This window comes from Limosilactobacillus secaliphilus, from assembly GCF_001437055.1.
GTDB lineage: Bacteria > Bacillota > Bacilli > Lactobacillales > Lactobacillaceae > Limosilactobacillus > Limosilactobacillus secaliphilus.
The window spans coordinates 389,412-402,730 of record NZ_JQBW01000010.1; the positions used below are offsets into that span (position 1 = coordinate 389,412).

A 13,319-nucleotide genomic window follows, 5' to 3' on the forward strand; every position below is an offset into this window, starting at 1 on the left:
TATCTTAAACTCAGTTTACCATGTTATAATGTTTGCTGTATGTAATCGGTTAGGACCTTGTCAGCATAAGGCCCAGCCCAATTCACTTTAGGAAATGAGGGAATTATATTTTGGATAATAGTCACATGATGACTAACTTTGTGATCATCATCGTCACCTTTATCTTTGCAGCTTTTTTCGTAATAGCCGAATTTGCGCTGGTTCAAACCAGGATTACCGCTTTGCAGGAGAGAAAGAAGGCCCATCCTTCTAAGCGGGTTGATCGGGCCATTAAGATGGTTACCAATCTGACGGAATACTTATCGACGACTCAAGTTGGGACGTCGATTTGCGGAATCATCTTAGGCTGGATTGGTGAAGACACATTCGAAACGATCCTGGCATCTGCCTTAGACCTTCCTAGCCTGCACTTGAATGACAATGCCGTTCATGCTGTCAGTGCCGTGGTCGGTGTCCTGTTGCTGACCTACCTGGAAGTGGTTTTGACAGAAATTGTCCCTAAAAACATCGCCATCGACTTCCCAATTAAGATGCTGATGGGCGTTGTGACACCGTTACATTACTTCCACACCTTCTTCTACCCATTCGTTTGGCTGCTCAATGCATCCGCTAACGGCATCGTTCGCCTGATGGGGATGAAACCGGCCGACGAAAACGACGAGGTGTTGTCGCAAAGCGAGATCATCAGTCTTTCTCGTAATGCCTACAAGGGCGGTAACCTGCACCGTGGCGAACTGCTCTACATGGAACGGGCCTTCGACTTCGACGACAAAATGGCCAAAGACATCATGATCGACCGGACTCAGTTGTCCGTTATCGACATCAAGCGCACGGTCAATGATGCCTTGACAGACTACTTGAAGACCAAGTTCAGTCGGCTGCCGGTTGTCGCTGATGGCAACAAAGACAAGATCTTAGGTTACGTCTTCAACTACGATTTGATCCGTCAGTCCCGAATCGATGGTAACGTTTCACTCACCAAAGTGTTGCGTCACTTGACGACCGTTCCGGAATCGACCCCCATCACCCAGGTCCTGCAGCAGATGATCCGCACCCGGGTGCCAATGGTGGTGGTCGTTGACGATTACGGCGGTACTTCCGGTATCATCACCGATAAAGACATTTACGAAGAATTATTCGGGACGGTTCGTGACGAGATTGACGATGTGGCCGATAATATGATCAGCAAGATGGCAAGTGGGAAAATTAAAATTAATGGTAAAACCACCACTTACGACTTTGAACGTTACTTCCACGATGATTTAAAGGAATTTGATCATACTGACGCCGTGACCCTTTCTGGATATGTGGTGGACAACTTCCCGCACATTCAAGAAGGCGATGTGGTCAATATCGGCGGCTACAAGTTAAAGATCATGGATTATAGCAACTCATATGTTGACTGGTTTGAAGTGGTTGCCACCCCAGACCAATCAAAAACTAAAAGGCATCAAACTACGGGGTGATAATAAATGGCATCAATGAACATCTTGTTTATTTCAATCGAGGGCAATACACGTTCCTTTTTAAAGCGCATGAGTGCGTATGCGCGCCAACAACACAGCTTTAACGACGCAAATCCATTAATCAAATGCAAGGAAATCTCCGACCAAACGGTGCCGGCAGCTGAACAAGAACCATTCTTTGCATTTGTACCAACCTACCTGGACGGCGGCAACGGTTTTGATTCGGGCTTTACCGAATTGATGACGAACGCTTTGGGTGAATACATTGCACAAAACGACAACGCCGATAAATGCATCGGGGTTGTCGGCAGCGGAAATAAGAACTTCAACGAACAGTATTGCCTGACTGCTAAAAAGTATGCTCACGAGTTTGATGCACCTTTCCTCGCCGATTATGAGTTGCGGGGTACCGATGAAGACATTCAAAAGATTTACAAGATTTTATCTGAACGCTGGCAAAAAGCCGCCGCAGATTAATTCAACATCATTAAAAAGCGAAAGCCGCTAAGCCCAACAATGTGTTGCGCTTAGCGGCTTTTTTGTGTGTCGTTAATTGTCTTTATGTTGTTCCAGTGGATGGAAGACGTTGAAGATGAAGAGGACCATGTTGATGAAGACCAGCCCAGCCGTCGACAGGAAGACTTGAGCATAGTCCCAGCAACCGGCCACTGCCCCACCGATCAACGGGCCAAAGATGTTACCGATATACATGAAGCTTTGGTTCCAAGAGAAGATCCGCCCCGTCAGCATGGATGGTGTGTTCTTCGTTAACAAGGTCTGCACCTGCGGGAAGAGGCTCGCGTTGCCAATTCCGATGATGAAACGCAGGATCCCTAGTTGTAATGGGTTGGTGACGAAGGCCGACGGAATAAAGCAGGCAATCTGCAGCAGGAAACCAAAGATCAGAATCTTGTGGGTCCCGATACGGTCGCCCAGACGACCCAGCAACGGTGCTGCCACCATCGTCGAGATTCCGGGCAAGGCGGCCACAATTCCGGCAACCAAGGTAACACCGTGGCCGCCATGCATCAGTTCTTTAATGAACAGAGAAATGATCGGGTTGATCGAATTGTTGGCAGCCTGAATGATCATTGTGGTAATTAACAAGCCGAAGATCACCCGTGGCTGGTCGAGCTCGTGGATGACCCCGCTGGCCTTATCGAGCTTCTTGTCCGTGACTGGGACAAAGCCCTCTTCATGCACGAAGAAGAGGCAGGCAAAGAAGATCATCAGCAAGATGGCACCCGTGATGAAAAAGGTCATCCGGTAAGAGAACATCGACGCCAAAGCACCACCCATGAGCGGGCCCAGCAGCGTCCCACCGGTTACCCCAGACGCCATTGTTCCCAGAGCGGACCCCGCCTGTTTCTTCGGCGTTTCGGTCGCAATCAAGGCGTTTGCGTTGGAGACGAAGCCGGCGAAGACCCCTTGCAGCATCCGCAAAATCATGAGTTCCCACACGTTTTGGACGGCACCCATGGCCGCAATCACAATGGCCATCCCGAGAGACGCTCGTAAGATCATCAATTTCCGCCCCTTCTGATCGGCCAACTTGCCCCAGTATGGCGAAGTGATGGCCGACACCACGTACATGACGGAAAAGACAATTCCGGAATAGAAGTTTAACTGTGAATAGCTATAGTTGCCTAGAGTGGCAATGTATAAGGATAAGAAGGGCATGATTTCAGAGAAGCCCATGCCCGCAAAAAACACACTGATTGATAGGACCCGGAGATTTCGTTTCCAGATCGGCGCTGTCTCGTCAGCCATCAGAGGGCCTCCTCTCTAAATAAAGTAAAAATAAAGGGGGTCCTGAGTTTTACCTCAGCCCCCTTGTCAGTATGATCAATTTTAATTTTGCTTAGTCTTCACTATTGCCGGAACAGATCAGCCAGGTAATGCCATAAGCATCGACAATCTGGCCCATCTTAGAATGAACCGGATGTGGACCAAATGGCAGGGTCACCCGCTGCTGGTCGGAAGCCGCCAGGCGATCGAATAGGTCCTTAGCGCTTGCTTCATCACCATTGAAGTCTAAAAGTAAGGACACCAAAGATGACGCTTGTGGTTCGACCATCGTTGCATCGGCACACATAATCTTGTGACCGGCAATGCTGAATTCGCCATAGGCCGTCGTATCATCCAGGTTATCTACTGAAAGACCCAGATTGTTTGCCTGTTCTTCAGTAAAAGGAATCCGCTGCAGGGCGTCCGCGTCAAATTCCTGCTGATAATATGTCATCGCCTTTTTGGCATTCTTAAAGGTCAAAAAAGGGTATATTTCTGCCGCCATTCTTTTCCTCCGTAATTGAGTTCTTACTAATTATATTGCCTTGACTAGCCGCCGTCAAATTGGGCCGGACCAATGAAGCACAAAGTTCCAGAAAAAATTTTGAACTAGACCAATTTTCTATCAACCGTGACGAAGCGTATTTTCATGGTGGACGACCCAAATCAATCCAATTTGTGGAATTAATCACAATCAAGAAAACGCTACCCAATATTGTAGCCGCGCGCCTAGTTTAAGGTTATAATGGCAATCGATGAACAATTTACAGACTCGATTTGGGGAGTGAACTTAAGCTATGGAAAACAAAGCTTTGATTACGTTATTTGGTGCAGCTGGTGACTTAGCCCAGCGGAAACTATACCCTTCTTTGTTCAAACTTTATCAAAAGGGTTACCTGGGTGAGCACTTTGCCCTCTTAGGAACTTCACGTCGGCAAATCTCTGATGAGGACTTCCAACAAATGGTTGCTAAGTCCATTAGCGGCATTAAGGAAACCGAAAAAGGTCAAGCTGCTAGTTTCATTAAGCACTTCTTCTTCCAATCACACGATGTTACTAAGCCAGAACACTATGTTGTTTTGAAGGACCGGCTGGCAAAGCTGGAAGACCAGTTCCACACCACTGGCAACCGTCTCTTCTACATGTCAATGGCCCCACAATTCTTCGGCACAATTGCTTTGAACCTGAAGAAGCAGCAATTATTAACCGACGACGGCTACAACCGCTTAGTCATTGAAAAGCCATTTGGTCGTGACTTTGACTCCGCTAAGAAGTTAAACGACGAATTGTCCCAGACTTTCCAAGAAAACCAGATTTTCCGGATTGACCACTACCTGGGTAAGGAAATGATTCAAAACATCGAAGCCCTGCGTTTCGGTAACACGATCATCGAATCCCTGTGGAACAACCGTTACATCGACAACGTCCAGGTAACCTTGAGTGAAAAGCTGGGTGTTGAAGAGCGTGCCGGTTACTACGACAACTCCGGTGCTCTGCGTGACATGATGCAAAACCACATCATGCAAGTGGTTGCCCAATTAGCCATGGAACAACCAGTTTCCTTCACCGACAGCGACGTGCGAGTTGAAAAGATCAAGGCCCTGCGTTCACTGCGGGTTTACACGCCAGCCGAAGCAGCTGCTAACTTTGTTCGTGGCCAATACGATGCCGGTCAAAACACCAACGCCTACCGTGACGAAGATGGTGTTGACCCACACTCCAACACCGAAACCTTCGTTGCCGCAAAGCTCTTGTTCGATAACTACCGTTGGTCTGGGGTTCCATTCTACGTCCGGACTGGTAAGAAGATGGCTGACAAGTTCACCCGGATCGACGTTGTCTTCAAGAAGCCTTTGATCGATATCTTCGCCAACCCACGGATGCAATCCGACCAATCCCTGAAGAGCAACATCTTAACAATCTATGTTGAACCAGAAGCCGGATTCTCCTTACGGGTCAACGCTAAGAGCGCCGGCCAAGGCTTCAAGACCACGCCAGTTGACCTGAAGTTCATGCAGGACACTTCCACCAAGGAAGAAGCCCCAGAACCATACGAACGGCTCCTGCACGACGCTCTGGAAGGCAACCACACCAACTTCGCTTCCTGGTCCGAAATTGCCTACGCTTGGAAGTTTGTTGACGTTGCCCGGAAGCTGTGGGACATTGAAGAACCACAATTCCCTAACTACGTACCTGGCTCCATGGGCCCAGCCGCATCCGATGAACTGCTGGCTCGTGACGGTCGGCAATGGGTTTACCGCTTGAACCGTTAATTCTCAAAACTAACCATAATAGCAAAACCGCTAACGTTCTTGATTGAGCGTTAGCGGTTTTATTTCCTCTATTTCTCGTTTTAGCCTAGTGGACCGACAGCAAGTACTGCCGCATGAGTGACATTACGGCATAAGCCAGCTGCTTTTCGGCGCTTGTAGCGATCACATTGGCAGCGAGATTCAGCTGACCTTTAAAGGTGCTGGCACAGATCTGATAGTGCGGCATCGTCCGAAAGCCACCGGTCAGAATGCAATCATCGATCTCGTTGTCAGCAAAATACAAGCGGGCATCGTTCACAATCGCCATATTGGTGTAGGCGATGCTGCGCACGTGGTAATGGTTTTCAACGTCCTGCTGCAATTGACTGACGCTGGCCCCATCATCCAGGTTCGCCAGCATTGACCGAAACGACTCCAAGAAGGTGTAGTCAGCCTTTTGCTGGTTCATTGCTTGGTGGACCTTAACAACCGTGGCCGGAAAATCTTCGGCCGGTTGGGCAGCCACACTGATGTTGTAACGGCCAGTCAGGTTTTGCACCCGCAATTCGGAACGTTGGTCATCCGGCAGAAACTGGCGCATGTCGGTGGGACAGGCCAGGTTCAGTTCATCAACCCCACAGAACTGTTGGACTGCCTTGGCAAAGGCCGTCATCACCGCATCATTGATGGTGACACCGTTAGCCTTAGTCCAGGCGTGGAGTTGGGCAAACTGTTTTGCCGTCAAATGCTGATGCAAAATCGAATATTGGCGACTTTCGGGGCTCGGGGCTAATGCCGGCAACGACAGTGCCTGGGTCGGATGATCGTTGTTTTTGCTCTGGTGTGCCGGGATTTTCTTGATCAACGCCTTAATGCCGTCAATGTCTTGGTGGTTGGCCACATCCAGGTCAGCGGTCTGGTTATAGGCGGCACACAGGAGATACAGGAGCTGCTTGAAACCGGCCCCGTCAGTCAGAATGTGGCTGCCATAGACCACCAGTTGCGAATCGGTGACGTACAGCTGCCATTGCGGCTGCTTTTCCCAGTCGAGCTTGCCAGCGGCGCTTTCATCAATCTGGTCGACAAAATGCAAGACGTCGCCGACAACTGCATCAATGTCTTCAAACTCGTTGTCTTTGATCCGGTAAGCCTGCATTAACTGCGGCACGGCTTTTACAACCTTGGCCACTGCCGTCGTTAACCGGCGGGCGTCGAGCGGCTTTTTGAGACTAATTCCGGCCCGGACCATTGGGTACATTGCCTTAAAGCCCACCGTGTGGAGAATATTTAACGGATCCGCCATTTGATTACCTTCTTTAACTTTTAGCTCGAAAAAAGGCCGCTAACAACTCAGCAAACCGAATTGTTAGCGACCGTTTGTGTTTACCGATCTGATGTTAATCGGTACGACCGTTTTTCTTGATTGATTAGAGTTGACTCGTCAGTTCACGAACCAGTGGCTTGCCGTTGACCAGGTTCTTAACATCGGAGACACACTTTTCGCCCATACCGTGCAGACATTCATAAGTGTATGCTGACGTGTGTGGGGTAACCAGGAAGTGCTTGTCCTTTAAGAATGGGTGGTTAGCACGAACTGGTTCAACTTCCATGGTATCGGCAGCGTAACCACCAACACGGCCATCCTTAACAGCAGCCAGCATTGCCTTTTCGTCGATCAGGGCACCACGGGCATGGTTGACGAAGTAGACACCCTTCTTAACCTTACTCAATGCTTCTTCGTTGATCAGGTGGTAGTCGGTGTCATCCAGGGATGCGTTCAGTGAGATGTAATCACACTTTTCGAGCAGCTCATCCAGGGAAACCAGCTTAGCGTACGGGTTGTCATCCCACCAGCCGTCACGGGCACGAGAGTGAGGGTCGACGATCAATACGTCTTCACCACCACTCAGCAGGTGGAACAGTTCAGCAACCCGGCTACCGATGTTACCACAGCCGATAACCCCGAACTGCTTGCCGCGGAATTCGTGGCCCATGAATTGAGCACGGTCTTCGTAGTGGTCGGCCTTAACCCGGTCAGCAGAAGCAGGTGCCTGACGAACAACGGCCATCAGGTTGGTCAGTGCGTTTTCAGCAACGGATTCACGTTCAACCAATGGCGGAACAATCGTTACCTTAACACCGTGTTCCTTAGCGGCCTTGATGTCGATGGAGTTGTAGCCGATACCGTGACGGGAAATCAGCTTCAGGCCTTCGATGTTGTCGAAGAATTCCTTAGTGAAGAATGGGGTCACACTAGCAATGATGATGTTGTAACCCTGCAGCTTTTCGGCTAATTCCTTGCCGCCGATGTTTGGGTCAAACATGAAACGCTTAACGTTACCAATCTTTTCCAATTCCTGCCAGTGTTCAGTAAAGATCTGGCCAAAACTGCTGGAGTTAACAACTGCGATATTATATTCTGTCATAATCAACTTTCCCTTTCGAATTAATCAATCTTTCCTTATGCGATATTACTCAACGTCTTTGCTGTCCTTAGCAAGGTGGGCTTCCAAGGTCTTGCGGATGGTACCCTTGCCAGCCAGCATTTCCTTGAAGTCAGCTTCAATCTTATCGCCCAAGCCAACTTCGTACAAGTCAACGCCGAAGATGGACTTGTTGGACAAGATACCCTTAACAGCTTCGTGAACATCTTGGTCAGCATCACCAAACTTGATGTCCTTAACCTGACCATGCAAGTCGTCCCACAGTGGGTCTGGACTTGGCTGGAATTCGGCACCCTCGTCGTTGATCCCCATCAGGTAACGTAACCAGGTAGCGATAACCAATGGAATGAAGTTTAATTCCTTTGGATCGCGGCTTGGGTCATCGATGTAGTGCTGGATGGTAACACCGTAACGAACACCCATCTTCTGTGAAGTATCAGTGGCAATCCGCTGTGGCGTATCTGGACTGTATGGGTTTGGCAAACGCTTGTTAACCAATTCGTCGATGAACTTGCGTGGGCTCAATACCTTTGGATCCTGAACAACAGGCAGGTCTTCGCCATAACCAATCTGCATGATCAGGTGCTTCAGGTCAGGGTCTTGAACTTCGGAAGAAATGGACTTGAAGCCTAAGATCGTCCCATAGATGGCCAGTGCCGTGTGCAGTGGGTTCAAGCAAGCCGTAACCTTCATCTGGTCGGCTAAGTTAACCGTGTCGCGGTCGGTCATGATCACACCATCGTCTTCAAATGCTGGCCGGCCGTTAGGGAACTTGTCTTCTACAACCAGGTAGTGAGCCTCTTCAGTGTTGGTGAAGGCCGCAATGTTGGTGTGAGCAGCGGTGTGAACAATCTGGTAGTCCTCAAAGCCATCCTTTTCCAGGGCCTTAGAAACCGTTTCGGATGGGTTTGGCGTGATCCGGTCAATCATTGACAGTGGGAAGGTGATCTTGTTTTCATCACTCAGGTAGTCAATGAAGTCTTGGTTAACGAAACCATTGGCCTTCCATGCCTTGGCGATCGTCATGACACTGTCCTTCAGCTTGTCCCCGTTCTGGGAGAAGTTATCGGTGGACAGTAATGCCATTGGCTTAGCGCCGGCGTTGAAACGAGCCAGCAGCAAAGCAACCATCAATGACATATTGTTTTCTGGCTTAGCAGGGCCGTTCTTGATGTCACGAGCAACCGGTGCGTAGAAGTTACCTTCTGCATCCTTTAATGCATAACCCTTTTCAGTAATTGAGAAGGAAGCCACTTGGAGACTATCCTGAACAAAGATCTTCTTCAGTGCTTCAAAGCCGCTTGCATCTTCAGTAGCCGGACCGGCATAGATTGCATCGGCAACCGAGGCAAACAGTTCACGATCTTGGGAACCATCAGCCTTGGTGATTACCCGGACCATCCGGTTGTTGAACTTCGTGTAAACACCGTCAATAACGCCAGAGTCGTGGGTATCAACAACGATGATCCCCTTGTTTAACTTACCGGCATCAATCAAATGACTAGCAATAGCTGCGTGAAAGGCGCGGAACAAGTTACCGCCACCGAAGTGAACCCATTGTGGGGCAGCTAAAGCATTCTTCGTAACTTCTGCTTGGTCATAAGTTGGTACCTTAATACCAGCCTTGGCAAAGTCAGCTTTTTTAGCTTTATAGTCATCAGTAATCTTAACCATAAATGTTTCCTCCATGTTCTTCCTAAACAACTGATATATTAGTATTGCCTGAACACGCTTTCATTCTAGCATAGAAACTTTAATTGTCAATCATATTTCTGCCATTATTTAAGGAAATTATTTGTCACTATTGTTAATTATGTCACAAAGTGCACGTTAACATTAAATTGCGCCTAACTGTTGACGAGTTTATGAAACCGTTTTAAACTTAGCTTGTATTGAAATCTGATATATTACTTTGCCATTCACAGCCCACGCGCAACATATATAAGGAAGGTATTAATTATGGATTACATCGTTGGAATTGATATTGGTACCACAAGTACTAAAGCACTGTTGTATGACTTAGATGGTAAGATTTACGCAAAAGCAAATAAGGGTTATACCCTCTACCAAACCGAACCCGACATGGCGGAAGAAGATCCGGATGTGATGTTTGACGCCACGATGGCAGCCATTAAGGAAGTTGTCGCCAAGTCCAAGTTAACGGATGGTAAAGTCGTTGCTATCTCCTGGTCGGCTCAGCAACACAGCCTGATCGCTTTGGACAAGAACTTTAAGCCACTGACCCGGGCCATCACCTGGGCTGATAACCGGGCCGAAAAGTACGCTAGCGAATACAAGGCGAACGGCAAAGGGATGACGGTCTACCAGCACACCGGTTTGCCGATCCACCCAATGGGTCCCTTCTACAAGCTGTTATGGTTGAAGAACGAACACCCTGAGATCGTTGATCAAACTACTTACTGGGTTGGCATTAAGGAATACATTATTTGGCGCTACACCAATGTATTGGCCGAAGAAACCTCAATGGCGGCTGCCACCGGCCTCTTAAACATGAAGACGATTGACTGGGATGACGAAATCCTGAAGATGGTTGACGTCAAGCGGTCACAACTGCCGGAACTGGTTGAATGCACCCACGCCATTGATGGGATCAAGCCGGAATACGCTAAGGAAATGGGCATCCCTGCTGACGTGAAGGTCGTCATGGGAGCCACTGATGGTGCCCTCTCCACTATCGGTGTTGGCGCTTTGGAAACCGGCACCCTGGCCATCAACATTGGTACTTCCGCCGCGGTTCGGTCATTCATGGACAAGCCGCTGGTTGATCCAAAGGCCCGCCTCTACTGCTACCCGATTATGGAGGGCAAGTACCTGGTCGGCGGCCCCATCAACAACGGTGGGATCGTCTTCAACTGGGCCCACGATGCCCTCTTTGGTGGCGAACAGGAAACGGCCAAGCTCTTGCACCGTGATTCCTACGACATGCTGACCGACATCGCCAAAACGGTGCCAGCTGGTTCTGCCGGCCTGCTCTTCCATCCTTACCTGGGTGGTGAACGGGCACCATTATGGGATGCCAATGCCCGTGCTTCCTTCTTCGGCCTGAACCGGAAACACACGCGTGCCCACATGGTTCGTGCCGTACTGGAAGGCATTGTCTTCAACCTGTACATGACCACTTTGGCCTTGACCAAGGTAACCGGCGATCCGAAAGACATCCTGGTTGCCGGTGGTTTTGTCCGTTCATCACTGGGTCGGCAGATCATGGCTGACATTTACGAACACGAAATCACCATCCCTGACTCATACGAAAGTGGCTGCCTGGCAGCTATGTACCTGGCAAAGATGAGTCTGGGTCTGGAAAGTAGCCTTGCCGACATTACTAAGTACATCGGCAAGGAAAAGCGTTACGAACCAAACGAAAACAATTACCCAGCCTACCGCAAGCTGAAGCCAATTTACATCAGCCTCAGCCAGAAGCTGGAATCCGAATACGCAGCGATTGCCAACTTCCAGCGTGAGTTCCCACAGATGTACAACGACGAAAAGTAATCGTTAAACAGTAAAAAATGGCCCCAAGCCTTAATTTTCAAGGCTTGGGGCCACTTTCTTTGTTCAATCTTATTTATCCATCTTCAACCAACGATGACGCAAGAATTCAACAACCTCTTTTGGCTGCCGATCGCGGGTGAAGACTCCTTTCAGGTTTTCACCGCCGATCCGGATCATGCCGGCGTCCGTGGCAAAGTCAGCGAAGTTCCAGAGCTGCTCACCCTGAACATAGTCGCACTGGTCAAAGACTGCAAAATTGGCCTTATAGTAATCAAGCTGGTATTCCTCGGAATATGGCATCCGCAGAATGGAATGGAGACCGGCCTTCGTGTCAGCCCCAAATTCCGTAAAGACAATTGGCTTGCCCGGCAGCTTCTGGTGCCATTTTTCCAGCTCGGCCTTCAAATCAGACTGAGCTTGTTGCAAGTTGTTGAAGTCGACGTACCAGCCGTAGTAGCGGTTCAGGCAGATGACATCTAAGAGATCGCCAACCAGGTCTTTGTCCGCGTTGGCCATCATGATGTTGACCATCGTGATCGGCCGCTTCTGTGGGTCCTGCTGGCGGGTGTAATCGATAATCTCCTTGAAGTATTCGTGCGCACCATTTTCATGACTGGCCGGTTCGTTGGCAACTGACCACATCACCACTGATGGGTGATCATGATCTCTTTCCACCATTTCTTTAATGGCCCGCTTATGGTTGGCCATCGTATTCAAGTGGTCCCAGGTGTTGCCGTGCTTGAAGTCGCCGTTGCCACCCAGCGTGACGTTAAAGGTCTCAAAGATCCCAACTGCCGGGCATTCATCAATGACGACTAAGCCTTCCCGGTCAGCCTGGCGCATGGCCTCCTCACAGTATGGGTAGTGCGAAGTCCGAAATGAGTTGGCGCCCATCCATTTCATGATCTGATAGTCCATGTTGACGAGGGGCATGTTTTCACCCTTACCATGAGCCAAAGAGTCTTCATGCCGGCCAAAACCCTTGAAGTAGAAGGGTTTGCCGTTGATCAGGAAGCGGTCGTTTTTAACGGCAATTGTCCGCACGCCGAACTCCTGTGTGTAGGAATCGAGCAGGTCGCTTTCCTGGTTATAGACATTGACTTCCAGTTCATACAAATAGGCGTGCAAAGGCTGCCAACGGTGGGTGTCGGCAATATTCATGTCCGCCTGCAAAGAATCGCCTGTGGCCACGACTTTGCCCTCTTCATCGAGGATCCGCAACTGGGCGTGATCGTAGTTGCCCCTGACATTGATCTCAGGACGGACGGTCGTTTTGGCGCCTTCGACATCGTAGTTGACCGCAATATGGTCGATGTAGGTCCGGTTGGTCGTGTAAAGCCGTACCCGCCGGTGAATGCCTGCATAGTTATAGAAGTCAAACCGCGTCTGCATGTGGTAATGTCCCTGCTCATCCTTCTTCAAATCGGCGGTCGGAATGGTGTCGTTGTCCAGCAGGTTGGAGACCCGAACCTTCAAGTCATTCTTGCCGGCGCGCAGGTGGTGGCTGACATCCGCTTCAAACGGCGTAAAACCACCCACATGATGGGCAACCTCTTGGCCGTTCAAGTACACCTGGCAGCTTTGGGTCACCGAGCCAAAACGCAGGACGTTACGTTTCTTCAGCTGGTCGGCGGGCACATTGAAGATTGTCTCGTACCAGAAATAGCCCAGGTGGTTGCGCAGTTGGGTGTTCATCGTCTGGTCGTTAAAGGAAGCGGGCACCGCCATCCACACGGTGTCAGTCAATGGCTTTTCCGGGTCAACCTTCCCCGTTTCCGCCTTAAATTTCCACATCCCCGACAAGTCTTCCAAAGTCCGGGTAGCAGTCTGTTCTGGATAAAGCATTCTTAATCCTC

General features: G+C 49.5%; 10 protein-coding genes. 4 read left to right on the forward strand and 6 right to left on the reverse strand.

All coding sequences use genetic code 11. From position 1 onward, the window contains the following. Positions 1 to 110 precede the first annotated feature (110 nt). Both IV45_RS06690 and nrdI read left to right on the forward strand, forming a co-directional pair. Complete coding sequence (locus IV45_RS06690; protein ID WP_057741874.1) at positions 111 to 1,466, forward strand: hemolysin family protein; 1,356 nt, start codon at positions 111 to 113, stop codon at positions 1,464 to 1,466. Positions 1,467 to 1,472: 6 nt separating this feature from the next. Beyond that, positions 1,473 to 1,943 (forward strand): class Ib ribonucleoside-diphosphate reductase assembly flavoprotein NrdI, encoded by a 471-nt coding sequence (gene nrdI / locus IV45_RS06695; RefSeq protein WP_057741876.1) that lies wholly within the window; start codon positions 1,473 to 1,475, stop codon positions 1,941 to 1,943. Between the two features lie 72 nt (positions 1,944 to 2,015). Here nrdI and IV45_RS06700 read toward each other — a convergent pair whose 3' ends face one another. Both IV45_RS06700 and IV45_RS06705 read right to left on the reverse strand, forming a co-directional pair. Next, positions 2,016 to 3,236, reverse strand: coding sequence for a multidrug efflux MFS transporter (locus IV45_RS06700; RefSeq protein ID WP_057741879.1), 1,221 nt, complete (start codon positions 3,234 to 3,236; stop codon positions 2,016 to 2,018). A gap of 91 nt (positions 3,237 to 3,327) precedes the next feature. After that, positions 3,328 to 3,759, reverse strand: coding sequence for a VOC family protein (locus IV45_RS06705; protein WP_057741881.1), 432 nt, complete (start codon positions 3,757 to 3,759; stop codon positions 3,328 to 3,330). A gap of 292 nt (positions 3,760 to 4,051) precedes the next feature. Between IV45_RS06705 and zwf the strand changes: the two genes are divergently transcribed. Further along, positions 4,052 to 5,527 carry a glucose-6-phosphate dehydrogenase gene (gene zwf, locus IV45_RS06710; RefSeq protein ID WP_057741885.1) on the forward strand — a complete coding sequence of 492 codons (1,476 nt, stop codon included), beginning with the start codon at positions 4,052 to 4,054 and terminating at the stop codon, positions 5,525 to 5,527. Positions 5,528 to 5,612: 85 nt separating this feature from the next. On the opposite strand, the gene IV45_RS06715 is transcribed toward zwf, so the two are convergent. The 3 genes from IV45_RS06715 to IV45_RS06725 all read right to left on the reverse strand — a co-directional run bounded on the left by IV45_RS06715 (position 5,613) and on the right by IV45_RS06725 (position 9,624). Next, positions 5,613 to 6,809: a hypothetical protein gene (locus IV45_RS06715; RefSeq protein ID WP_057741887.1), complete on the reverse strand. Its 1,197-nt coding sequence runs from the start codon at positions 6,807 to 6,809 to the stop codon at positions 5,613 to 5,615. 124 nt (positions 6,810 to 6,933) lie between these two features. After that, a complete protein-coding gene (locus tag IV45_RS06720; protein ID WP_057741889.1) occupies positions 6,934 to 7,932 on the reverse strand; it encodes a D-isomer specific 2-hydroxyacid dehydrogenase family protein in 999 nt (332 codons plus the stop codon). 45 nt (positions 7,933 to 7,977) lie between these two features. Next, on the reverse strand, positions 7,978 to 9,624 hold the full coding sequence (locus IV45_RS06725) for a mannitol dehydrogenase family protein (RefSeq protein ID WP_057741891.1): 1,647 nt from the start codon (positions 9,622 to 9,624) through the stop codon (positions 7,978 to 7,980). A 285-nt stretch (positions 9,625 to 9,909) separates the two neighbouring features. Here IV45_RS06725 and IV45_RS06730 point away from each other — a divergent pair, with 285 nt between their 5' ends. Then, complete coding sequence (locus IV45_RS06730; protein WP_057741893.1) at positions 9,910 to 11,463, forward strand: gluconokinase; 1,554 nt, start codon at positions 9,910 to 9,912, stop codon at positions 11,461 to 11,463. Between the two features lie 69 nt (positions 11,464 to 11,532). Here IV45_RS06730 and uidA read toward each other — a convergent pair whose 3' ends face one another. Next, entirely contained in the window at positions 11,533 to 13,308 is a 1,776-nt protein-coding gene (gene uidA, locus IV45_RS06735; protein WP_057741894.1) for a beta-glucuronidase, read from the reverse strand. Between the last annotated feature and the right edge of the window lie 11 nt (positions 13,309 to 13,319).

What these genes read in the sequence shown, in the direction of transcription:
- nrdI (WP_057741876.1), top strand. Translation starts at nt 1,473, where the DNA reads ATGGCATCAATGAACATCTTGTTTATTTCAATCGAGGGCAATACACGT.
- IV45_RS06700 (WP_057741879.1), bottom strand. Translation starts at nt 3,236, where the DNA reads ATGGCTGACGAGACAGCGCCGATCTGGAAACGAAATCTCCGGGTCCTA.
- IV45_RS06705 (WP_057741881.1), bottom strand. Translation starts at nt 3,759, where the DNA reads ATGGCGGCAGAAATATACCCTTTTTTGACCTTTAAGAATGCCAAAAAG.
- zwf (WP_057741885.1), top strand. Translation starts at nt 4,052, where the DNA reads ATGGAAAACAAAGCTTTGATTACGTTATTTGGTGCAGCTGGTGACTTA.
- IV45_RS06715 (WP_057741887.1), bottom strand. Translation starts at nt 6,809, where the DNA reads ATGGCGGATCCGTTAAATATTCTCCACACGGTGGGCTTTAAGGCAATG.
- IV45_RS06720 (WP_057741889.1), bottom strand. Translation starts at nt 7,932, where the DNA reads ATGACAGAATATAATATCGCAGTTGTTAACTCCAGCAGTTTTGGCCAG.
- IV45_RS06725 (WP_057741891.1), bottom strand. Translation starts at nt 9,624, where the DNA reads ATGGTTAAGATTACTGATGACTATAAAGCTAAAAAAGCTGACTTTGCC.
- IV45_RS06730 (WP_057741893.1), top strand. Translation starts at nt 9,910, where the DNA reads ATGGATTACATCGTTGGAATTGATATTGGTACCACAAGTACTAAAGCA.
- uidA (WP_057741894.1), bottom strand. Translation starts at nt 13,308, where the DNA reads ATGCTTTATCCAGAACAGACTGCTACCCGGACTTTGGAAGACTTGTCG.